Below are 22712 nucleotides of genomic sequence, written 5' to 3'. Positions count from 1 at the left end.
TCAAGGGTTCGCGTGAGGATCCTTCAACTGCCGTCGGCCTCCTCGTGCGCGCGTCCCAGAGCTGTGCTGATTCTCTTGGCCGCCTCCCTGACGAGAGCGCCGTAGACGGGTCTCGACTCCTCCGTCATCCGGCTCGTGGGCACGTTGATGCTGATGCTCGCGACCGGAAGCCCACCCTCCCCGATGACCGCGGACGCGACGGCCGAGACGTCCGCGCGCCATTCGCCGCTGTTGGTCGCCCAGCCACGTTCACGGGTCCTGGCCAGTTCGGCGCGCAGCAGCTCGGGGTCCGTGATGGTCGTGCCGGTGAATCCACGGAGCCCCTGGGCGATGTAGCGCTCGACGACCTCCTCCGGATCGGCCGCGAGCACCGCCTTGCCGTTGGCGGACGCATGCACCGAGAGGTTCTGGCCCAGCGGCAGGATGATCCGTACGGGCTGCGACGTCTCCAGCCGCTCGACCAGCACCACCTTGCTGCCCTCGCGGACCGCGAGGTGGACCGTCTCGTCGGTACGGCGCCGCAGCTCCTCCATCACCGGCAACGCGATGTCGCGCAGGCCGAGTTCGTCCGTGGCGTGCCGGCCGACGTGCAGCGCCTTGGTGGTGACGACCCACCGGGTGGGGGCGGAGCCGGTGGAGCGGATCCACCCCGCCTCCTTGAGCGTGACCAGCGTGCGCTGCACGGAGGACTTGGGAAGCCCCATGGCCCGCGCCAGTTCGGCGACCCCGATCGGCTGGCGGGCGGCGACTTCTTCGAGGGCCCGGAGGGCGTTGAGGACGTTCTGCATCCATTGACTCGTTCCGTGGGGGAACCTTAGGCTCCAGCGTGCCGCGTGACGATACAGCGTGCCGCTCTACGGCACAAGCATTTGGGAGGAGCCGGACCATGACTCCGCGCACCGGTCGCCACTTCCTGCAGATCCCCGGCCCCACCAACGTCCCCGACCAGGTGCTCCGCGCCATGTCGGCGCCCACCATCGACCACCGCGGACCGGAGTTCTCGGCGCTGACGCTGCGTCTGCTGGACGCGCTGAAGCCGGTGTTCGGCACGGCCGGCCCCGTCGTGATCTATCCCGCGTCGGGAACCGGTGCCTGGGAAGCGGCCCTGGTCAACACCCTCAGCCCCGGCGACCGCGTCCTCAGCTTCGAGACGGGTCACTTCTCCTCGCTCTGGCGCGAGATGGCGACGTCCCTGGGCCTCGAGACGGGCACCGACTTCGTCCCCGGCGACTGGCGGCACGGCGCCGACCCGGACGTGCTGGCCGAGCGGCTCGCCGCCGACACCGGGCACGCGATCAAGGCGGTCTGCGTCGTCCACAACGAGACCTCGACCGGCGTGGCCAGCCGCATTCCTGAGATCAGGCGCGCCATGGACAAGGCGGGCCACCCGGCGCTGCTGCTCGTCGACACCGTCTCCTCGCTCGGCTCGATCGACTACCGCCACGACGAGTGGGGTGTCGACGTCACGGTGGCCGGCTCGCAGAAGGGTCTGATGCTCCCGCCGGGACTGAGCTTCAACGCCGTCAGCGACAAGGCGCTCGCGGCGAGCCGGACGGCCCGGCTGCCGAAGGTCTTCTGGGACTGGCGCCCTGTCATCGAGGCGAACCGGAAGGGCTCATTCCCGTACACCCCCGCGACGAACCTGCTCTACGGGCTGGAGGAGGCGCTGCGGATGCTGCGGGAGGAGGGCCTCCCGAACGTCTTCGCCCGGCACGCGCGCCACGCCGCCGCCACACGCGCCGCCGTGCGCGGATGGGGCCTGGAAGTGCTGTGCCAGGACGAGCGGGAGCACTCGGGCTCGCTCACGGCGGTGCTGATGCCGGACGGGCACGACGCCGACAAGGTCCGCGAGATCATCCTGCAGCGGTTCGACATGTCGCTGGGCGCAGGTCTCGGGCGGCTGGCGGGCCGGGTCTTCCGCATCGGCCACCTCGGGCACCTCGGCGACCTCACCCTCGCGGGCACGCTCGCCGGGGTGCAGATGGGCCTCCAACTCGCCGGGGTGCCCGTGGAACCGGAGGGTCTGGGCGCGGCCCTCTCGACGCTGCGCGACGCCGAGTGAGGGCGCCCGCACCGGAATCCCGCCTTCGCCCACGCCCCGGACCCTCGCAGCCCGACGTCGCGCCCTTGCTCCGCCGCGGCGCGCGGGCACCGGTTCCGCAGCGTCCACGAGCACTTGGAGTCCGCACCACATGACAGCGATCAGCGGCGACGCACCGTCCCCGGCCGGGACGGCTGAGACCGCCCGTCACGTCGAGGCCCGTCTGCGCGGCGAGATCGAGGGCGACGTCCTCTTCGACGAGTACACGCGGCACCTCTTCTCCCGCGACGCGAGCATGTACGCGATCGAGCCCCTGGGCGTCGTCTTCCCCCGGCATGCCGGTGACGTGCAGGCGGCCGTGACGGCGGCCGCCGAGGCGGGCATACCCGTAGTGCCCCGCGGCGCCGGGACGTCGCTGGCCGGGCAGACCGTCGGACCCGGCCTGGTCCTGGACCTCTCCCGCCACATGAACCGCATCGTGGAGATCGACCCGGAGGGCCGCACCGCGCTGGTCGAGGCGGGCGTCGTGCAGGACCAGCTCAACCGGGCCGCGGCCGCGCACGGCCTGATGTTCGGGCCCGACACCTCCACCAGCAACCGCGCCACCATCGGCGGGATGATCGGCAACAACTCCGCCGGCAGCGGTTCGATCCGCTACGGCATGACCATCGACCACGTGCGCGAACTCGACGTCGTGCTCTCCGACTCGGCCACGGCCCGCCTCGGCCCCGTCGACGAGGCCGAACGCGGACGCCGCGCCGGACTGCCGACGCTGGAGGGCCGCCTCTACCGCGAACTCCCCCGGATCGTCGAGGAGAGCGCCGAGGCGACCGCCGAGGGCATGCCGCAGTTCTGGCGCCGGGCGTGCGGCTACCGGCTGGACCGGCTCGCGGCCACCGGAGCGGAGTTCGACCTGGCGAAGTTCGTCGTCGGCTCGGAGGGCACTCTCGTGCTGGCCACCCGCGCCCTCGTCGACCTCGTGCCCAAACCCTCCCGCACGGTGATCGCGGTCGGCCACTTCACCTCCGTCGCCGGTGCGATAGCCGCCACGGACGACGCCCTGGCGTGCGACCCGTCCGCGGTGGAGATGATGGACCGTACGATCCTCGACCTGTCGCGGAAGAAGATCGAGTACGCCTCGCTCGGCTCGATCCTCGAAGGCGACCCGGAAGCCCTGCTGTTCGTCAGCTTCACCGGCGACGACGAGCACGAACTCGCCGGCCGGCTGCAGCAGCTCACGGCGCTCTGGCAGCGCCACGGCCACGGCTACCACACCCTCCAGGCCGTCACCCCCGCCCAGCAGGGCTCGCTGCTGAAGGTCCGCAAGTCCAGCCTCGGGCTGCTGATGGCCGCCAGCGAGGGGACGCGCCGCCCGCTCGCGTTCATCGAGGACACCGCCGTCGACCCGGTTCATCTCGGCGACTACACACGGCGGTTCAAGCAGGTCCTGGACCGCCACGGCCTCAACGCGGGCTTCTACGGCCACTGTTCGGTCGGCTGCCTGCACATCCGTCCCTTCGTCGACACCGCCGACCCGGTGCAGGTCGCGACGATGCGGTCGGTCGCGGAGGAGATCAAGGACCTCGTGCGGGAGTACGGCGGTGTCAACTCCAGCGAGCACGGCGACGGCCTGGCCCGCAGCGAGTTCAACCGCGAGATCTTCGGCGACGACCTGTACGAGGCGATGCGGCGCGTCAAGGGCCTCTTCGACCCGGACAACCGCCTCAACCCCGGGAAGATCGTCGACGCTCCCTCCATGACGGACAACCTCCGCGACCCGGCGCTGCCACCGGCCGGGCCGCTGCGCACCCGGCTGGACTTCGAGGTCGTCGGCGGCATGCGCGGCGCCGCCGACCGCTGCATGAACATCGGGCTGTGCCGCAAGGCCGGAGCCGGCACCATGTGCCCCTCGTACATGGCCACCCTCAAGGAGGAGGACTCCACGCGCGGCCGCGCCAACGCGCTGGTCAAGGCCCTCTCCGAACCCGACCCGCACCGGGCGCTGGGCGACGGGCGCCTCCACGAGGTCCTCGACCTGTGCCTGATGTGCAAGGCGTGCAAGAGCGAGTGCCCGCTCGGCGTCGACATGGCCACTCTCAAGGCCGAGTCGCTCTCCCACCACCACGACGAGCACGGAATCCCCCGCAGATCACGGGTGTTCGCCTCGATCCGCCGGCTGAACCGGATCGGCTCGGCCACCGCGCCGCTGTCCAACCTCCCCGGACGCGTCCCGTTCCTGCGGGCGCTGATGGACCGGTACCTGGGCATCACCCCCGCCCGGCCGCTTCCGGCCTTCGTCCGGGGCAACCTGGTGCGCTGGTTCCGGCGGCGAGGGCGGGCGGCGGCCTCCCCGGCGACGGCGACGGGACCGGCCGCGCCCGGATCCCAGGGCACCGTCACCTACCTCGCCGACTCCTTCACCACCTACACCGAGCCCGGCATCGGCCGGGCGGCTGTGGAACTCCTCGAACTGGCGGGCTGGCACGTCACGTTGGAATCCCGGGGCTGCTGCGGGCGGTCCGCCTTCTCCAAAGGGCTGCTCGACGAGGCCAAGGACCAGGCGCGCAAGCTGACGAAGCTGCTGGCGCAGAACTCGCCGGCCGGCTCACCGGTCGTCGGCTGCGAACCCTCGTGCCTGATGACGCTCCGGGACGAGCACCGCGCCATGCTGCCGCAGGACCCGGCGGTCGCGGACGTCTCCGCCCGTGTGCGCCAGGCCGAGGAACTGCTCGCCGAGGCCGTCGACGACGGGCGGCTGCGCCTGTCGCCCGACGCGTGGCCCGCCGGCCGCCGCATCCTCTACCACGGCCACTGCCACCAGAAGGCCGAGGTGGGCACCGCGGCGACCGTCGCGCTGCTGAAGCGGATTCCCGGCGCCGAGGTCGTCGAACTCGACGCGGGCTGCTGCGGCATGGCCGGCTCCTTCGGTTTCGAGTCCGAGCACTACGAGACGTCCATGACCGTCGGCAGCGACCGTCTCTTCCCCGCCGTCAGGGCCGAGGACGACACGACGGTCATCGCCGCGAGCGGGGTCTCGTGCCGGCAGCAGATCTTCCACGGCACGGAGCGCAACGCCTGGCATCCGGTCGAGCTGGTGCGCGCCGCGCTGCTGACCGGTTCCCCGGACACCGGCGGCACCGGGGACGAGACCCCCGCGACCGCCACGGAAGGAGAGGCGCCGCGGTGACGACAGGCCAGAACACGGGCGCCCTCGAAGGCGTACGCGTCATCGACCTCACGCAGGTGATGGCGGGCCCGTACTGCACGATGCTCCTCGCCGACCTCGGCGCGGACGTGATCAAGGTCGAACCGCCCGGCACCGGCGACCAGACCCGCAGTGGCTGGGACGCGCCGGCGCCCGGCCACGACAGTGCCTCCTTCCACGCACTGAACCGCAACAAGCGCAGCGTCGCCCTCGATCTGCGCTCCGACGAGGGGCAGCGGCACTTCCACACACTCGTGGCAGACGCGGACGTCCTGGTGGAGAACTTCCGTCCCGGAGTCGCCGACCGGCTGGGCGTCGGCTACGAGGCCGCACGCAGGACCAGGCCGGACATCGTCTACGCGTCGATCTCGGGCTTCGGGCAGTACGGCCCCTACGCCCAGCGTCCCGGTTACGACCTCATCGCCCAGAGCATGGCCGGCGCCCTCAGCGTCACGGGCGAAGGAGACGGCGCCCCGGTCAAGTGCGGCCTGCCCGTGGGCGACCTGGGTGCCGGGATGCTGTGCGCGGTCGGCATCCTCGGGGCGTACGTGCACCGCACGCGCACCGGAGAGGGCCAGTACCTGGAGACCTCGCTGTACGAGGCGGTGCTGGCCATGTCGGTGTGGGAGTCCACGGAGTTCTTCTCCACAGGACGGGCGCCGCGGCGCCTGGGCTCGGCGCACCGGATGACGGCCCCGTACCAGGCCGTGCGTACCGCGGACGGATACGTCACCGTCGCCGCCAACACCCAGCGCCTGTGGGAGCGGCTCTGCGGCGCGCTCGGCCTCGGACACCTCGTGGAGGACGAACGGTTCGTCACCAACACCGCGCGCATGGAGCACCGGGCGGAGCTGATCGCGATGCTGGAGGGACGCCTGGCGGCCGAGTCCACCGGCGAGACCGTGGCCAGGCTCCTCGACGCGGGCGTGCCCGCCGGGCCGATCCTGGACTACGAGCAGCTGCTCGGAGACGATCCGGACCCGCACGCCGCAGCGCGCGGCATGGTCGAGGAGTACGAGCATCCCGTGTCCGGACGCAAGCGCGTCCTCGGCTTCCCCGTCAAGCTGGGACGCACCCCGGCGCGGATGCGGCGTCATCCGCCGCTCCTCGGCGAACACAACGACGAACTCCTGGGGGACGCATGAGCGTCGAGGAACAGGCTCCGTCCGTCAGCTGGCAGGAGGAGACCGTGCCGGGGGGCGACACGTCCGTCGCCTGGCTCACCCTCTCCAATCCGCGCCGGCACAACGCCCTGACGCTGGAGATGTACGACCAGCTCCACCGGGCGTGCGAGGAGATCGACGCCGCCTGCGACGTCCGCGTGACGGTGCTGCGCGGGGCGGGCGGCCGGGCGTTCGCCGCGGGCACCGACATCCGCGAGTTCCGCGGCTTCACCGGCCGCGACGGCGTCGAGTACGAGCGGCGCGTGGGGAGCGCCGTCGAACGCCTGGCCGCCCTGCGGATGCCCGTCGTCGCCGCCGTCGAGGGTCCCGCCGTCGGCGGCGGACTGGCGCTGACCGTCTCCTGCGACATCGTCGTGTGCACCCCGGACTCCGTCTTCGGCGCGCCCATCGCACGCACCCTCGGCAACTGCCTCTCCCCCACCGTGATCGCCCGGCTCCATGCGTCCCTGGGCAGGGCCCGCACACAGCACGCCCTGCTCACCGCCCAGCTGATCAGTGCGCAGGAGGCGCACGAGGCGGGCCTGGTGGCGCAGATCACCGACGCCGAAGGGCTCGACGCACACCTCGCCGGGCTCACCGCCCGCATCGCCGGGTGCGCACCGCTGACGCTCGCCGCGCTGAAGGAGGCCGACCGGCGCGTGATCAGCGCCTCGGCGCCCGGCACGGCCGACGACCTGTACGAACTCTGCTACGGCAGCCGTGACTTCCGCGAAGGCGTCTCCGCCTTCCTCGACAAGCGGCCCCCCGAGTGGGAGGGCCGCTGAGATCCGGCGCTGCGCCTCAGCTCACGCGCCGTTCGCTGCGTCCGTGCGCCGCAGCAGCGCCAGGTACATCGCGTCGGTGCCGTGCAGGTGCGGCCAGAGCTGGACGTCGGGGCCGTCACCGAGGCCGGGCATGTCCGGCAACAGCGGGCGGGCGTCGAGGAGTTCGGCCCCGGTCTCCTTGATCAGGTCGTCCACCACGGCCCGGGTCTCCGCCGGGTGCGGCGAGCACGTCGCGTAGCCGACGACCCCGCCCGCACGCACCGCGTGCAGTGCCTGCCGCAGCAGATTCCGTTGCAGCGGCGCGAACCCGGGCACGTCCTCCGGCCGCCGCCGCCAGCGGGCCTCGGGCCGGCGGCGCAGCGCCCCCAGCCCGGTGCACGGCACGTCGACGAGGACCCGGTCGAAGGTGCCGGGCCGCCAGGCGGGCCTTGTCGAGTCCGCCGTCACCACGGCGTACGGGCCCGGGTTGCCTTCCAGCGCCCGGCTCACGAGCCCCGCACGGTGGGGCTGCTTCTCTGCGGCGACCAGCCGGGCCCCGCGCTGCGCGGCGAGGGCGGCGAGCAGCGCCGCCTTGCCGCCGGGCCCGGCGCATCCGTCCAGCCACAGCTCGTCCCGGACCGCCGCCTGCGCTCCGCCGTTACCTGCGCCGGCGGGCGCCAGCGGAGCGGCCGCCAGGGCGAGGGCGACCAGCTGACTGCCCTCGTCCTGCACGCCGGCGCGTCCTTCCCGCACGGCCTGCACCTCTCCCGGGTCGCCGCCCTCGGCGAGCCGCACCGCGTACGGCGACCAGCGTCCCGGCACTGCGTCGCCGGTGAGCAGTTCGCCGGGGGTGGCCCGGCCGGGACGGGCGACGAGCGTGACCTCGGGCCGCTCGTTGTCCGCCTCGAGAAGTTCCTCCATGCCGGCGCTGCCGCCGCCGAGCGCGTCCCACAGCGCGGAGACGATCCACCGCGGATGCGCATGGCGGATGCCCAGATGCTCCTCGGGGTCCGCGTCGTAGGCGGGGGCGACCTTCTCCAGCCAGCCGTCCAGGTCCTCGGCGGCGATCTTGCGGAGCACGGCGTTGACGAACTTGGCGCGACCGTCGCCCAGTACGACGCGGGCGAGTTCGACCGTGGCGCTGACCCCGGCGTGCGTGGGGATGCGGGTGCCCAGCAGCTGGTGGGCACCGAGCGCGAGCACGTCCAGCACGGGAGGGTCGACGTCGCGCAGCGGCCGGTCGACGCACTCGGCGATGATCACGTCGTAGGTGCCCTGCCACCGCAGGGTGCCGTAGACCAGTTCGGTGGCCAGCGCCGCGTCCCGGGCGTCGAACTCCCCCTTGGCGCGGGCCTTGTCCAGCAGCGGCGGCAGTACGAGGTTCGCGTAGGCGTCGCGCTCGTCGACGGCGCGCAGTGCCTCGAAGGCGAGGATGCGGACGGGGTCCTTGCGGGGGCGGCGGTACGGCTTGGAAGGGCGGCGCGGCCTATTGCTCACGGGGAAGGTGCTCCGGTGCTGCGATGACGAGGTGTCCGGCCGTGCGGCCGGGGTTCACGGGCCGGCGGTGCCGGCAGAGGTGCTGCCAGCGTACGCCCGCCCCGGTGGCGCGGCGGATACGGGAGGGGCCGCCCGCCGGCGCCCGACGCACCGCGGACGCCGGCGCCCGGTGTGCCTTCCGCCGGCAGCCGACCCCGCCCGGCCGCTACTCCCCCAGGCGCTCGCCGTCGCCGACGCGTACTCCGCGTGCCCAGTCCGCCGCTGTCATCGGCCTCTTGCCCTGCGGCTGCACCCACAGCAGTTCGACGGGGTGCGAACCGGTGCCCACCCACACGGAGTTCTTGTTCGCGAGCAGTTCGCCCGGGCCCGGGCCGCCGTCTCCGGCGGTGCCGCCGCCGTCGCCGCCGGGAACAGGGTGTTCCGGGTGCTGCGTCAGCGACCGGATCTTCAGCCGCTCTCCGCGGAAGAGCGTCCATGCGCCCGGCGCGGGCGTGCAGCCCCGCACGAGCCGGTCCACCCGCAGCGCCGGCGCCGTCCAGTCGACGCGGGCGTCCTCGACCTCCAGCTTGGGTGCGAGCGAGACGCCCTCCTCGGGCTGCGGAACCGCCCGCAGCGTGCCGTCCTCGATCCCGTCCATGGTGGCGGCGAGCAGCCCGGCGCCCGCGAAGGCGAGACGGGTGAGCAGGTCGCCGCTGGTGTCGGTCTCGCGCACCTTCTCCGTGATCACGCCGTACACGGGCCCGGAGTCCAGGCCCTCCTCGATGAGGAACGTGCTGGCGCCGGTCATCCCGTCGCCGGCCAGTACCGCGTGCTGCACCGGCGCCGCGCCGCGCCAGGCGGGAAGCAGCGAGAAATGCAGGTTGACCCAGCCGCGGGCGGGCACGTCGAGCGCGACTCGCGGCAGCAGCGCCCCGTACGCGACGACGGGGCAGCAGTCAGGCGCGATCTCGCGGAGCCTGGCGAGGAAGTCCTCCTCCCGTGGCCGCGCCGGCTTGAGGACCTCGATGCCCGCCTCCTCCGCCCGCTGTGCGACGGGACTGGGCACCAGCCGGCGTCCGCGTCCCGCGCGGGCGTCGGGCCGCGTCACCACGGCTGCCACCTCGTGCCGCTCCGAGGCGATCAGTGCGTCGAGCGCGGGCACGGCGACCTCGGGGGTACCTGCGAAGACCAGCTTCATCGGTGGGGAACACCTCTCACATTGCAACGGCGCCGCGTCCTGCGCCGCCGCGGACGACGACGCGCCAGTCTACGGTCCTCACGTTCCGTCACTTTCCGCCGCCAGAGGGGGCGTACGGGCCCCCGCGCACCCCTCCCCTCCCAACAACGCCCCGGCCGGGCGTGACCCGGGCCGCTGTTACCGCGTTGGTCAAGTCATATTGACCGAAACGAGCCGTTCGCGGCTCCTATCCCCTGCAAGACGGTTCGAGAGGCTTGTTCATGGCCGACCACGCAACCCACGACGCCCAGGCGAGGGCCAGCCTGCACCTGCTGGTACGGGACATCGAGCGGGTCCGCCGCCAGGTGGACGCGCTGCGTACCCTCACCGCCCAACTCGGCAACGTCTACCGCCCCCGGCGGTCAGCTCCGTCCGCGGGCTTCGTCGTCTACGGACGTGCTCCCGCCCCCACGGTGCGGCTCGCCCAGGAACTGCGGGACAGCGTCGAGACGCTGGTCACCGCCGCGGTGGACTTCGACCGGTCGCTGGGATTCTCATGGGACGCGGTGGGGTCCGCCCTCGGAGTCACCAAGCAGGCGGTGCACCGCCGTTACGGATCGCGCCGCAACGCCTCACGTGAACTGGCCGAGGCGGGCGGGCAGTCCGCCGATGCGCCCTCCTCGCCCGACGCCGTGCCGGCGTTGCCGGCTGCGGCCCGCAGCGCGAACGCGCTCCCGTCCGCAGCCACCGCCCCTCCGGGTGCTCCGGCCCGGACCGCCGCGTCGGCAGGCTCGCTGCCCGCCTCACGTCCCGTACCCGGCCAGCCCGGGCGCGACCGCGATCACAGACCGGGGGCCCTACCCGGCCCTCGCAACGGCTGACTCCTCCACGGCCGTTGCCACACCGCCCGGTGCGCGTTCCGTACGCCGCCGGGCGGTGTCATCTCCGCCCGGCACGGCGGGGCGGCGGCTCAGCCGATGTCCAGCGGGTCCACGCGGATCCACACCGGCGTCCCCTCGCGCCGCGTCAGCCGCGCCACATGCGCCGTCTTCAGCGCCGACGCCATCGCCGCACCCGAGCCCTGGGGCACCCGCACCAGCGCACGTACCCACTCCTCCCCCGCCGGCGGATCCCCGGGGCGGCGCGGCCGGCCCGGCTCGATCACGGGGACCGGCACCGGGCCGAGGACCTCGGCGTCCCCGGGCAGCCGGGCCTGGGAAAGCAGCCCGTCCACGGCCTCGGCCCTTCCGCTCACCGACGCCATCCTCGCGACCGGAGGGAAGCCGAGCTCCGCGCGGTCCGCGAGCTCACGCACCGCGAAGCCCGCCGGGTCCCAGCGCACGAGAGCCTGAACCGGACGCAGAGCGGGCTCGGCCACGACCAGCACCGTGCCCTCCACCTCCTCACCCTCGCCCCCGGGCCGTACGAGCGCGGCGGCCGAGAGCCATCTGCGCAGCGCCTCCTCCCCGGCCCGCAGATCGGGGCGGCCCAGCAGCGCCCAGCCGTCCAGCAACAGCGCCGCCGCATAACCGGGGCCCTCCGCGACGGGTTCCGCGCCCGGCGTGGAGACGACGATCGCCGGGGCGCCGGGAACGCTGTCCAGCACATGGTCACGCCCCGACGTACGCACCGGCACCGACGGAAAGGCCCGCCCCAGCTCCTCGGCCGTGCGCCGCGCCCCGAAGACCCGGCCGCGCACCCGTGTGCCGCCGCACTGGGCACAGTGCCAGTCGGGTGCCTCGCGGGCGCACCACCCGCAGCGCAGCACGGCGCCTTCCTCCAGCGCCTCGAGCGGGCCCGCGCAGTGGGCACACCGTGCGGGAGCGCGGCACTGTTCGCACGCCAGGCCGGGTACGTAGCCGCGCCGGGGCACCTGCACCAGCACGGGGCCCCGTTCCAGCGCTTTGCGGGCCGTGTTCCAGGCGAGGCTCGGCAGCCGTGCCGTGCGCGCCGCGGCGTCGCGTGCCTCGTCGAACTCGCCGACCGTGCGGATCAGCGGCGCCGTCCTGCGCAGGGTCTCCCGGTCGGCCTCGACGGGCCTCGCCCACCCGGACTCGACGATCTGCGCCGCCTCCACGGTGCAGCTGTGCCCGCCGAGCAGGAAGGCCGCGTCCTCCGTGACGGCGCGCTGGAGCAGCACTTCACGCGCGTGCGGCTGGGGTGCGTGGTCGTCGCTGTGGGCCGCGTCCCCGTCGTCCCACAGGACGGCCAGGCCCAGATCTGCCACGGGCGCGAACATCGCCGCCCGGGTCCCCACCACGGCACGTACCGATCCTCTCTTGACCGCCAGCCAGCGCGTGTAGCGCTCCTCGGGGCCGGCCCCGGCGGTCAGCAGCACGTGCTGCCCCTCGCCGAGCAGCGAGGTCAGCGCGGCATCGACCCGCTGCGCCGCGCGTCCGTCGGGCAGCACCGCAAGGGCACCCCGCCCGGAAGCGAGCGCGGACCCGACCGCACGCGCCAGTTCGCCGGGCCAGTGCGGACCGGGCAGCGCCGTCCAGACGGCGCGGGGGTTCCCTCCGCCGGCCAGGGCGCCCAGAAATGCGGGGCCCTCCGCGTACCGCTCCCAGCTCCCCGGTGCGGGCGGCTCCGGCGGCGGCTGCGGCTCCGGGGAGGGCCGCTTCTCCGCCCGCGCCATGCGTGGCGGCACCGCCAACTGCACGACGTCCGCGAGCGATCCCGCGTACCTGTCCGCGACGGCGCGGCACAGCCGCAGCAGCTGGGGCGTGAGCACACGCTCCGGCGAGAGCACCTGCGCGATGGGAGCGAGGGCGCCCGGGTAGTCGCTGCGGGCCACCCGCTCCACGACGAAACCGTTGATCAGCCTGCCGCCCTCGCGCCGGCCCTCCTTCTCGCCGGCGCCGAAGCGCACCCGCACCCGCACACCGGGCTGAGCCTCTTCGTCCATGGCGGCGGGCACCGCGTAGTCGAAGTAGCGGTCGAGGTGCACCAGGCCCTTGTCGACCAGCACACGCGCCACGGGCAGCTCCGAGGCGAGCTCCGCACCACGCCATGTGCGCGGTTTCGCCTTCGGAGACTTGCGCCTGCGCACGGTCTCCCGCAGCAGGGCAAGCTGCTCCGGCGCCTCACCGGAGGGCTCCCCCTGCTCGTTGTCGCTGCTCACAGCGTTCAGTCATAGCAGACGGCTCGGACAGCGAGGGGGCCGCGGGCGCGGGAGCCGGGCAGGCCGGCCGGGAGTCCTCCTGCTGCGTGCGATCGTGTTTCGCCGGAGTTCACTCCGGCCGGGCGCCGCCGCCGGCCGGAGCCCTCCGGCCGCGTGTCCGTTCGCGCCGACGGATCAGGTACCGCCGCAGTTCGTCCGCTCCCCACACGACGAACGGGTAGGGCAGCAGGAGCAGAAGGGTGCTCGGGGGGAGCGCGGCCGTCCCCAGCAGAGCCTGGAAGGGAGGCGCGTAGACGAAGACCGCGGCGAGCAGGAGTGCGCCCGCGATGCCGGCCAGGAGCGGCCGGTTGGACAGCACGCCGACGGAGCGCAGCGAGGCGTGCTGGGTCCGGACGGCGAACGCGGTGCCGACCTGACCGGCGATCATCCCGAGCAGCGTCATGGTGGTGGCCTGCTGGTAGGCGTGGTGCAGGGGCGTGCCGGGGCCCGTGGGATCGCCGGGATGCCACCCGGCCTCCACGAGGACGTAGAAGAAGCCCGCCATCTGGAGGGCGGCCACCAGCACCCCGAGGAAGAGCCAGGCCCGCAGCAGCATGGGGGTGCGGATGACTCCTTCGGAGCGGGGACGCGGGGGACGCCGCATGAGACCGGGTTCGGCCTTCTCCCGGCTGAGCGCCAGTGCCGGCAGGGTCTCGGTCCCGACGTCGAAGGCGAGCAGCTGCAGGATCGTCAGTGGCAGCGGCACGAGTCCCCCGGCGAGGGCGTAGACCAGGAACGGGACCACGTCGGGAGTGGAGTGGGTGAAGATGTAGACGATGAACTTCCGGACGTTGTCGTAGATGCGGCGTCCGTCCCGCACCGCCTCCACGATCGAGGCGAAGTTGTCGTCCGTGAGGACCATCGTGGACGCTTCACGCGCCACGTCGGTCCCGGAGCGTCCCATCGCCACGCCGATGTCCGCCCGGTGCAGCGCGGGGGCGTCGTTGACCCCGTCGCCCGTCATGGCCACCACGTGACCCTGGCTCTGCAGCGCGTCGGCGATGTGCAGCTTCGCCTCCGGCGAGGCCCTGGCGAAGATGATCTCCGGTTCGCTGCTCGTCAGTTCGGCGATCCGGTGCTCGTGCAGGCGGTCCAGTTCTTCACCGGTCACCACGCGGGGACGGTCGCCGGTGATACCCACCCGGCGGGCGATCGCCGCAGCGGTCAGGGGGTGGTCGCCGGTGATGACGATGATGCGGATCCCGGCCGTACGGCATGCGGCGACGGCGTCGGCCACCTCGGCTCGCGGCGGGTCCAGCAGGGCCATGAGGGCGACGAAGCACAGGTCGTACTCGGCCTCCTCCCGCCGGTGCGGGGCCGGGCGCCCGGCCGGCAGGGTGCGTCGGGCCAGGGCCAGCACGCGCAGCCCGTCCGAGGCGAAGGCGTCGGCCTGCACGGTGATGCGGCTGCGGCCGTCGTCGTCCAGCGCGGTGGGGGTGCCGCGCTCGTCCAGCATCGACGTGCAGCGTGGCAGAACCGCTTCGGGAGCGCCCTTGGTGTGCACCACGATGTCGCCGTCGCACTGGTCGAGGGTCGACATCAGCTTCAGTTCGGGGTCGAAGTGGAACTGCCACCGGCGGGCGGCCTCCCGCCGGCCCGCGTCCGTGTCGGCGCCCAGTGCCTGTGCCCCGAGCAGCAGGGCCACCTCGGTGGGGTCGCCGCTGGGCTCGTCGTCCTGCCGGATGTCGGCGTTGTTGCAGGCGGCGGCGATGCGGGCAGCGGCGCGGAGGTCCGGTCCGTCCCGGCGGGGGCTCTCGCCCGCGCCGGGCTCCGGCTCCAGGCCCGTGAGTCCCGCCGGCGTCCACACGGCCACGGGACGCATGCGGTTCTCGGTGAGCGTGCCCGTCTTGTCGGTGCAGATGACGTCCGTCGAGCCGAGCGTCTCCACCGCGCTGAGCCGTTTGACCAGCGCACCACGGGCGGCCAGCGCCCGCACGGCGAGCGCCAGGGCGAGCGTGATCACGGGCAGCAGTCCCTCGGGGACCATGCCCGCCAGCAGTCCCGCAGCGAAGATCACGGAGTTGGTCAGCGACAGGTGCGCCCCGAAGACCGCGAGGGGCACGAATGCCAGCGCCAGCACCACCGAGACCGCCGCGATCAGCCACGCCACCCGCCGGACCTGGCGCTCCAGCGGACTCGTTTCCTGCTTGACGCGCTGGGAGAGCGCCGCGATACGGCCCAGTTCGGTCGTCATCCCGGTGGCGAACACGACTCCGTGAGCTTCGCCCCCGGTGCAGTTGGCGCCGCTGAGGACCAGATCGTGAGCCTGCATCACGGGCACTTGCGTGTCCATGAGGGCGGCCGAGCGCAGCTCTGGGACGGACTCGCCCGTCAGCGCCGACATGTCCGTCTCGATCGCGCCCGCCAGCAGCCGCACATCCGCCGCGATGCGGTCGCCCTCCTCGATCACGACGATGTCGCCCGGCACCAGTTCGACCGCGTCGACCTCCACCCGCTCGCCGTCGCGCTGGACCTTGGCGCGCTGCGGCAGGTACCGGGAGAGCGCCTCCACCGCCCGTTGGGCCTGCAACTCCTGCACGAAGGCGAAGGCGGCGTTCAGCAGGATGATCAGCACGACCGCCGCGGCCACCACCTTGGAGCCCACGGCCAGCAGCAGCGCGGCCGCCAGCCACAGCAGCAGGGCCAGCGGGTGGGTGAGCTGGCGGGCCAGCTGAACCGGCCACCGCCGGCCGCGGGCACGTCGCAGCTCGTTGGGCCCGTACTGATGCAGCCGCCGCCGGGCCTCGGCACTCGAGAGCCCTCGCCGGGAGCTGTGCAGATCGCGCAGCAGCAGCTCCGCCGCCTCTTCAGGGTCCACTCCCGGTGGGCGCAGCCAGGTCTCGTGCCGACTTTTCACCGCACGAGGGTATCGGCCGAAAAGTGAACAACCCGGCACTCGGCGCTGGTCAGGTGAGGCCGTCCACGCCGTCACCGGGTCGGCTGAGGACCGGGGACGGCCCGCCGGGCGGCTGCGGACACGACGAGGCCCGGCCACCCCGTGAAGGGCGGCCGGGCCCGTGAGTCCGTGCGCGGGTGCGCGAGCTGTGGGTTACAGACCGGCGGCCTTGCGCAGCGCGTCCACGCGGTCGGTGCGCTCCCAGGTGAAGTCCGGGAGTTCACGGCCGAAGTGGCCGTAGGCCGCGGTCTGGGCGTAGATCGGACGCAGCAGGTCCAGGTCGCGGATGATCGCGGCCGGGCGGAGGTCGAAGACCTCGCCGATCGCCTGCTCGATCTTCTCCACGTCGACGGCCGCGGTGCCGAAGGTCTCGACGAAGACGCCCACCGGCTCGGCCTTGCCGATCGCGTAGGCGACCTGGACCTCGCAGCGGGTGGCCAGTTCGGCCGCCACGACGTTCTTGGCGACCCAGCGCATCGCGTACGCGGCCGACCGGTCGACCTTGGAGGGGTCCTTGCCGGAGAAGGCGCCGCCGCCGTGGCGGGCCATGCCGCCGTAGGTGTCGACGATGATCTTGCGGCCGGTCAGGCCGGCGTCGCCCATCGGGCCGCCGATCTCGAAGCGGCCGGTGGGGTTGACCAGCAGCCGGTACCCGCTGGTGTCGAGCTTCACGCCGTCCTCGTCGACGAGGCGCTTGAGCTCCGGCTCCACGACGTACTCGCGGATGTCCGGGGCGAGCAGCGAGTCGAGGTCGATGTCCGCGGCGTGCTGCGAGGAGACCACGACGGTGTCGAGACGGACGGCCTTGTCGCCCTCGTACTCGATGGTGACCTGCGTCTTGCCGTCGGGGCGCAGGTAGGGGATCGTGCCGTTCTTCCGGACGTCGGAGAGGCGCTCGGAGAGCCGGTGCGCCAGCTGCACCGGCAGCGGCATGTACTCGGCGGTCTCGTCGCAGGCGTAGCCGAACATCAGGCCCTGGTCGCCGGCGCCCTGCTTGTCGAGCTCGTCCTCGTCGCCCTCGACACGGTTCTCGTAGGCGGTGTCGACGCCCTGGGCGATGTCCGGGGACTGCGCGCCGATGGATTCCGAGACGCCGCAGGAGGCACCGTCGAAACCCTTCTTCGAGGAGTCGTAGCCGATGTCGAGGATCTTGTTGCGCACCAGCGAAGAGATCGGGGCATAGGCCTTGGTCGTCACCTCACCCGCAACGTGCACCAGGCCGGTGGTGATCAGAGTCTCGACGGCGACCCGCGAGTGCGGGTCCTCCTTGAGCAGCGCGTCGAGGATGGTGTCGCTGATCTGGTCAGCAATCTTGTCAGGGTGACCCTCGGTCACGGATTCCGAGGTGAACAGACGGCGGGACACATCGCTCCCTGGGGTTGCAGCGGCTGCTGGCTATTCATGGGCGGACCGGCCGGGGGCTGTGCACAGGGGCAAGAGCCCAAGCACGGTCCGCCGCCAGTTTATCCATCTACGGCCGCATCCAATCACGTCGTCTCGAACTTCGATACCACGGTGACCTGCGCAACCCTGTCCCGGATCGCCGCCGAGGCCCTCTTGACGCGACGCCGGAACAGCGGCCACCTCGTGACATACCACACAAGCCGGACCGCACGGAACCGTTGGTTCCGCACTGCCGCCCGGCCACCGTCCGGGTCAGGGAAAACGCAGTGCGACCAGGTCCCAAACCGTGTCGGACAGCACCTCTTTGGGGCCGTACGGAACGGGGGTCTCGCTGCCGTCGGCACCGAGCACCACGGCCTCGTTGTCCTCGGCCCCGAAAGTCCTGTGCTCCCCCACCTCGTTGACGACGAGGAGGTCGCACCGTTTGCGTGCGAGCTTGGTCCGGCCGTTGGCGAGGGCGTCCTCCGTCTCGGCGGCGAAGCCCACGACGATCTGGCCCGCGCGCGGACGGTCCGTGGACAGTTCGGCGAGGATGTCCGGGTTCTGCACGAGGGCGACCGGTTCCGGCTCGGCGCCGCCCTGCTTCTTGATCTTGCCGGCCGCGTAGACAGCGGGCCGGAAGTCCGCCACGGCGGCCGCCATCACGACGGCGTCGGCGTCGCCGGCGGCCTTCACGACCGCCTCGCGCAGCTGGGCGGCCGTCTCGACGGGGACCACGTCCACGCCGGCCGGGTCGGGGAGCGCGGTGTTCGCCGCGACCAGCGTGACGCGTGCGCCGCGGGCGGCTGCCGTACGGGCCAGCGCGTAACCCTGCTTCCCCGACGAGCGGTTGCCCAGGAACCGTACGGGGTCGAGCGGTTCGCGCGTACCGCCCGCGCTGATCACCACGTGGCGCCCGGCCAGGTCGGCCGGCACCTCGGCGCTGCCCCGGGTGAGCACGCGGCGGCACAACTCGAATACCCTCTCGGGATCCGGGAAGCGCCCCTTGCCGGTGTCGGTGCCGGTCAGCCGCCCCACGGCCGGCTCGACGACGAGCGAGCCCCGGCGGCGCAGCGTGGCGACGTTCTCCTGAGTGGCAGGGTGCTCCCACATCTCCGTGTGCATGGCAGGGGCGAAGATCACCGGACATCGCGCGGTGAGAAGGGTGTTGGTGAGCAGATCGTCCGCGAGGCCGTGCGCGGCCTTGGCGACGATGTCGGCGGTGGCCGGGGCGACCACCACGAGGTCGGCCTCCTGGCCGATCCGTACGTGGGGGACTTCGTGCACCGACTCCCACACGTCGGTGGCCACCGGCTTGCCGGACAGAGCCGCGAAGGTGGCGGCGCCCACGAAGTGCAGCGCAGACTCCGTCGGCACGACCCGTGCGTCGTGACCGCTCTCGGTCAGGCGCCGCAGCAGTTCGCACGCCTTGTAGGCGGCGATGCCGCCGGTGACTCCCAGGACGACCCTGGGCCTGTCCTGCTGGCGCTGCTCCATCGTTCGCCTCTCCCCATGCGGCGCCCGTCGCTCGGCGCGGGCCTGTCGGTGCTCAGCGTTTCCGCTCACTCGCCATGACACACCAAGAGCCCGGCAGCCGCGCTGCCGGGCTCCTGCGACAAGCCGTGTCCGCCGACTGCCTGCGCATCGCGGACGGGCGAAGTGCTACTGCGTGACCGGCATGTCGACGGCCTCGGAGGTCAGCAGGCCCGCGTTGATCTCGCGGAGAGCGATCGAGAGCGGCTTCTCGTGGACGTGGGTGTCCACCAGGGGGCCCACGTACTCGAGCAGGCCCTCACCGAGCTGCGAGTAGTACGCATTGATCTGACGGGCGCGCTTGGCCGCGTAGATCACCAGGCTGTACTTCGAGTCGGTGGCTTCGAGCAGCTCATCAATCGGCGGGTTGATGATGCCCTCGGGCGTGGAGATGGAAGAGGACACGCTCTGCCTTCCGGAGGGTGTGTGGAGGTCGTAAACAGATCAAGAATCAAGCGATCCGCATCAAGGCTAGCAGCTCGGCGCTGACGTCCTCGACCGAGGTATTGACAAGAGTGGTGTCGAACTCTTCTTCAGCCGCCAGCTCCGTGCGGGCCACCGCAAGACGGCGCTCGATCACCTCAGGAGCCTCGGTGCCGCGGCCGGTCAGGCGGCGCACCAGCTCGTCCCAGCTGGGGGGTGCGAGGAAGACGAGCCGGGCGGAGGGCATCGCCTGCTTCACCAGGCGTGCCCCTTGCAGATCGATCTCCAGCAGCACGGGCTCACCGCGCTCCAGGTGCTCCAGTACGGGCCCCCGCGGCGTCCCGTACCGGTTGCCGGCGAATTCGGCCCACTCCAGCAGTTCACCGTTGGCGACCAGCTTGCCGAACTCGTCGTCGCTCACGAAGAAGTACTGCACACCGTGCACCTCGCCGGGGCGCGGTCTGCGCGTGGTCGCGGAGACGGACAGCCAGACCTCGGGATGGACCTTGCGCAGATGCGCGACGACCGTGCTCTTGCCGACGCCCGAAGGGCCGGAGAGCACGGTCAGCCGCGGCGTGCCGGCGGGAGGTTCGGGGGTGGCCCCCCGGGGAGCTGCTGAACTCATGCAGCGATTATCCCGGTTCTCGGCGGTGCCTTGCCACCACGGCACCGCGGGCCGGAACCCACGGTGCCTCACGGGGCGGGGTCAGGCGGATGCGCCGCCGAACTCCCGCTCCAGGGCGGCGATCTGGTTGGAGCCGAGGCCACGCACCCGGCGGCTCTCGGAGATCCCGAGACGCTCCATGATCTGCTTGGCGCGGACCTTGCCGACGCCCGGCAGACTCTCCAGGAGAGCGCTGACCTTCATCTTGCCGATGACGTCGTTCTCCTGGCCCTGTTTGATCACGTCGTGCAGGGTCGCACCGGAGTGCTTCAGCCGGTTCTTGACCTCGGCGCGCTCCCGGCGAGCCGCGGCGGCCTTTTCGAGCGCGGCTGCGCGCTGTTCAGGGGTAAGGGGCGGAAGAGCCACGCCTACGTCACCTCAGTTAGAACTGTCGGAAATGGATTCTGTGAGGAACCTCGTAGCCCCGCACAGGCGGAGCAGCGAGCAACGTGCCTGTTCACGCTGCTCCCGACGGAGACTAGCGGGCGAGCGCGCCTGAGTCAGCGAGAACTGCGGAAAAGTCCTGGTCAGACTCAAGTCGATCGGTGCATAACGAGACAAATCGCTCCAGTTTTTTGCCCAACTGCGCGTTTTCGTACGGCCGTCGGGGTCACTGCGGGGCATCTCCGCAGGTACGGAGCGGGTGCGGGGCAGTCCCGCAAGCGGAGTCGCGAAGGGGCGCCCGGGGGTGGTCCGCACTCTCACGTGCGACCGCCCCGTACGGGTTCACGCACGTTCGATCGAGGGGTTCACCCGGGACCGGTCGCCTTCACGCGAGGGCCCCGGCCATCATGCGCGCCTCGGCTGCGGCGGCCTCGCGGAGTGCTCGGGCCGACGGACCGTGCTTGAGCACCCCTCTGCTGATGCTCGGCAGCACGTTGCCCACCGCGGCACCGAAGACACGTGGCAGGTCGGCCGCGGTCGCGCCCTGGGCGCCGATCCCCGGTGCGAGCAGCGGCCCGCCCATGTCGAGGCCGACGCCCTGCACGCCGGAGAGCGAACCCCCGAGTGTGGCGCCGACGACCGCGCCGAAGGAGCCGAGCGGCGTCTCCCCCGCGTTCTCCCGCGCGAGGTGGGCGAGAACGGCGGCCGCGACGCTGCGTCCGTCCGCGACGACGGCCTGCTGCACCTCGGCTCCTTCCGGGTTGGAGGTCGCAGCCAGCACGAAGAGGCCGCAGCCGGACGCGCGGGCACGGTCGACGGCCGGGCGCAGGGAACCGAAGCCCAGGTACGGGCTCACGGTCAGCGCGTCCGCGAACAGAGGGGAGGCCGGGTCGAGAAAGGCGTCCGCGTAGGCGCTCATGGTCGACCCGATGTCCCCGCGCTTGGCGTCCATGACGACGAGCGCGCCCGCCTCGCGGGCCTCGGCGACGGCCCGTTCCAGGACGGCGACACCGCGGGAGCCGAAGCGTTCGAAGAACGCCGACTGCGGTTTGAGGACCGCGACCCGGTCCGCCAGCGCCTCGACCACGGTGCGGGTGAAGCGTTCGAGTCCGGCGACGTCGTCGCCGAGTCCCCAGTCGGCCAGGAGCGCCGCGTGCGGATCGATGCCGACGCAGAGCGGGCCCCTGGTGTCCATGGCGCGGCGCAGCCGGGTGCCGAAGGGTTCGCGGCGGACGGTGTCGCGGGGGTTGCCGTTCCCGGGGCGCGCGGCGCCCGGATTCGTGAGGCTCATGCGGCTTCGGCCCTTCTGTTTCCGGCTCCGACGGCTTCGGAGAGCGTCTCGTACGGGCTCGCCGCGAGCCGCTCGGCCAGGCCCTCATGCAGTTTCCGGGCCCAGCCGGGGCCCTCGTAGACGAAGGCGCTGTACCCCTGCACGAGCGTCGCGCCGGCGAGGATGCGCTGCCACACGTCCTCGGCCGTGGTCACCCCGCCGACGCCGACGAGGGTGACCCGGTCGCCGACCCGTGCGTACAGGCGTCGCAACACCTCCAGCGAGCGCTCCCGCAGCGGGGCGCCGGAGAGGCCGCCGCTCTCCTGAACGACGGCAGGGTCGCCGGTCAGGCCCAGTCCCTCGCGGGCGACGGTGGTGTTGGTGGCGATGATGCCGTCCAGGCCCAGCTCGACGGCGAGGTCGGCCACGGCGTCCACGTCCTCGTCGGCGAGATCGGGTGCGATCTTGACCAGCAGCGGCACGCGGCGGTCCGGAACGGCCTCGTCGGCCGCCTCCCGCACCGCGCCGAGCAGCGGGCGCAGCGTCGCGGTGGCCTGAAGGGCGCGCAGGCCCGGGGTGTTGGGCGAGGAGACGTTGACCACGAGGTAGTCGGCGTACGCGGCGAGCCGCCGCGCGGACGTCACGTAGTCGCCGGCCGCCTCCTCCTCCGGGACGGCCTTGGTCTTGCCGATGTTGACGCCGACCACCGCTGTCCGTCCCGCGGAGCCGCCGCGGCGGCGCACACGGGCGGCGAGCCGCTCGGCGACCGCGGCCGAGCCGTCGTTGTTGAAGCCCATGCGGTTGATCAGGGCCCGGTCCGCCGGCAGCCGGAAGAGCCGCTTGCGCGGATTGCCGGGCTGCGCCCGCCCCGTGACCGTACCGACCTCGACGTGGTCGAAGCCGAGCATCGCCAGGCCGTCGATGCCCTCGGCGTTCTTGTCGAACCCCGCGGCCAGCCCGAACGGCCCTGGCATGCTGCACCCCAGAGCCCGCACGGCCAGCTCCCGGCGGCGGGGCGCGAACCTGGCGGCGGCCAGGCCGCGCACCACCGGCAGGCGCGCGGCGAGACGGATCAGCCCGAAGGCCGTCCGGTGGGCCGCTTCGGGGTCCATCCGCGCGAACACGGTCTTGAACAGCAGGGAGTACATGCGGGCGGGCCTTCGGTGTGGGTAC

The 22712-nt window shown here is 72.6% G+C and carries 17 protein-coding genes; 5 read left to right on the top strand and 12 right to left on the bottom strand.

Annotated features, from left to right (window positions below):
- Window positions 1-23 precede the first annotated feature (23 nt).
- Complete coding sequence (locus tag H180DRAFT_RS19410; protein WP_055487364.1) at window positions 24-788, bottom strand: IclR family transcriptional regulator; 765 nt, start codon at window positions 786-788, stop codon at window positions 24-26.
- Between the two features lie 98 nt (window positions 789-886).
- On the opposite strand from H180DRAFT_RS19410, the gene H180DRAFT_RS19405 reads away from it, so the two are divergent.
- The 4 genes from H180DRAFT_RS19405 to H180DRAFT_RS19390 all read left to right on the top strand — a co-directional run bounded on the left by H180DRAFT_RS19405 (window position 887) and on the right by H180DRAFT_RS19390 (window position 7194).
- Window positions 887-2062: a pyridoxal-phosphate-dependent aminotransferase family protein gene (locus tag H180DRAFT_RS19405; RefSeq protein WP_055487363.1), complete on the top strand. Its 1176-nt coding sequence runs from the start codon at window positions 887-889 to the stop codon at window positions 2060-2062.
- Window positions 2063-2192: 130 nt separating this feature from the next.
- Window positions 2193-5228, top strand: coding sequence for an FAD-binding and (Fe-S)-binding domain-containing protein (locus tag H180DRAFT_RS19400; RefSeq protein ID WP_055487362.1), 3036 nt, complete (start codon window positions 2193-2195; stop codon window positions 5226-5228).
- A complete protein-coding gene (locus H180DRAFT_RS19395; RefSeq protein WP_055487361.1) occupies window positions 5225-6391 on the top strand; it encodes a CaiB/BaiF CoA transferase family protein in 1167 nt (388 codons plus the stop codon). Before H180DRAFT_RS19400 ends, H180DRAFT_RS19395 begins: the two co-directional genes overlap by 4 nt.
- Entirely contained in the window at window positions 6388-7194 is an 807-nt protein-coding gene (locus H180DRAFT_RS19390) for an enoyl-CoA hydratase (RefSeq protein ID WP_079100232.1), read from the top strand. Before H180DRAFT_RS19395 ends, H180DRAFT_RS19390 begins: the two co-directional genes overlap by 4 nt.
- Window positions 7195-7215: 21 nt before the next feature.
- Here the strand turns inward: H180DRAFT_RS19390 and H180DRAFT_RS19385 are convergent, their stop codons facing one another.
- Window positions 7216-8670, bottom strand: a complete 1455-nt coding sequence (locus H180DRAFT_RS19385) for an RsmB/NOP family class I SAM-dependent RNA methyltransferase (protein WP_055487360.1) — start codon at window positions 8668-8670, stop codon at window positions 7216-7218.
- 205 nt (window positions 8671-8875) lie between these two features.
- The gene (gene fmt, locus H180DRAFT_RS19380; RefSeq protein ID WP_055487359.1) at window positions 8876-9847 is read right to left on the bottom strand and encodes a methionyl-tRNA formyltransferase; all 972 of its coding nucleotides are present in this window, start codon (window positions 9845-9847) and stop codon (window positions 8876-8878) included.
- 260 nt (window positions 9848-10107) lie between these two features.
- Here fmt and H180DRAFT_RS19375 point away from each other — a divergent pair, with 260 nt between their 5' ends.
- Window positions 10108-10707 carry a hypothetical protein gene (locus H180DRAFT_RS19375; protein ID WP_055487358.1) on the top strand — a complete coding sequence of 200 codons (600 nt, stop codon included), beginning with the start codon at window positions 10108-10110 and terminating at the stop codon, window positions 10705-10707.
- Between the two features lie 89 nt (window positions 10708-10796).
- On the opposite strand, the gene H180DRAFT_RS19370 is transcribed toward H180DRAFT_RS19375, so the two are convergent.
- The 9 genes from H180DRAFT_RS19370 to H180DRAFT_RS19330 all read right to left on the bottom strand — a co-directional run bounded on the left by H180DRAFT_RS19370 (window position 10797) and on the right by H180DRAFT_RS19330 (window position 22687).
- Complete coding sequence (locus H180DRAFT_RS19370; protein ID WP_055487357.1) at window positions 10797-12947, bottom strand: primosomal protein N'; 2151 nt, start codon at window positions 12945-12947, stop codon at window positions 10797-10799.
- Window positions 12948-13056: 109 nt separating this feature from the next.
- Window positions 13057-15843: a cation-translocating P-type ATPase gene (locus tag H180DRAFT_RS19365; RefSeq protein WP_079100231.1), complete on the bottom strand. Its 2787-nt coding sequence runs from the start codon at window positions 15841-15843 to the stop codon at window positions 13057-13059.
- A gap of 192 nt (window positions 15844-16035) precedes the next feature.
- Window positions 16036-17247 (bottom strand): methionine adenosyltransferase, encoded by a 1212-nt coding sequence (gene metK, locus H180DRAFT_RS19360; protein WP_055487356.1) that lies wholly within the window; start codon window positions 17245-17247, stop codon window positions 16036-16038.
- Between the two features lie 291 nt (window positions 17248-17538).
- Window positions 17539-18762, bottom strand: coding sequence for a bifunctional phosphopantothenoylcysteine decarboxylase/phosphopantothenate--cysteine ligase CoaBC (gene coaBC / locus H180DRAFT_RS19355; RefSeq protein ID WP_055487355.1), 1224 nt, complete (start codon window positions 18760-18762; stop codon window positions 17539-17541).
- Window positions 18763-18927: 165 nt separating this feature from the next.
- Window positions 18928-19203, bottom strand: coding sequence for a DNA-directed RNA polymerase subunit omega (rpoZ, locus tag H180DRAFT_RS19350; RefSeq protein WP_055487354.1), 276 nt, complete (start codon window positions 19201-19203; stop codon window positions 18928-18930).
- A gap of 46 nt (window positions 19204-19249) precedes the next feature.
- Window positions 19250-19846, bottom strand: coding sequence for a guanylate kinase (gmk, locus tag H180DRAFT_RS19345; RefSeq protein ID WP_055487353.1), 597 nt, complete (start codon window positions 19844-19846; stop codon window positions 19250-19252).
- 81 nt (window positions 19847-19927) lie between these two features.
- Window positions 19928-20251: an integration host factor, actinobacterial type gene (gene mihF / locus H180DRAFT_RS19340; protein ID WP_028431629.1), complete on the bottom strand. Its 324-nt coding sequence runs from the start codon at window positions 20249-20251 to the stop codon at window positions 19928-19930.
- Window positions 20252-20654: 403 nt separating this feature from the next.
- Window positions 20655-21560, bottom strand: coding sequence for an orotidine-5'-phosphate decarboxylase (pyrF, locus tag H180DRAFT_RS19335; protein ID WP_079100230.1), 906 nt, complete (start codon window positions 21558-21560; stop codon window positions 20655-20657).
- Window positions 21557-22687 (bottom strand): quinone-dependent dihydroorotate dehydrogenase, encoded by a 1131-nt coding sequence (locus tag H180DRAFT_RS19330; RefSeq protein ID WP_055487352.1) that lies wholly within the window; start codon window positions 22685-22687, stop codon window positions 21557-21559. Before H180DRAFT_RS19330 ends, pyrF begins: the two co-directional genes overlap by 4 nt.
- Window positions 22688-22712 lie beyond the last annotated feature (25 nt).

The sequence above is a fragment of the Streptomyces sp. WMMB 322 genome, from assembly GCF_900090145.1.
Taxonomy (GTDB): Bacteria; Actinomycetota; Actinomycetes; order Streptomycetales; family Streptomycetaceae; genus Streptomyces.
The sequence above is the reverse complement of the archived record's forward strand: the minus strand, read 5'-3'. Positions and strand labels throughout refer to the sequence as shown.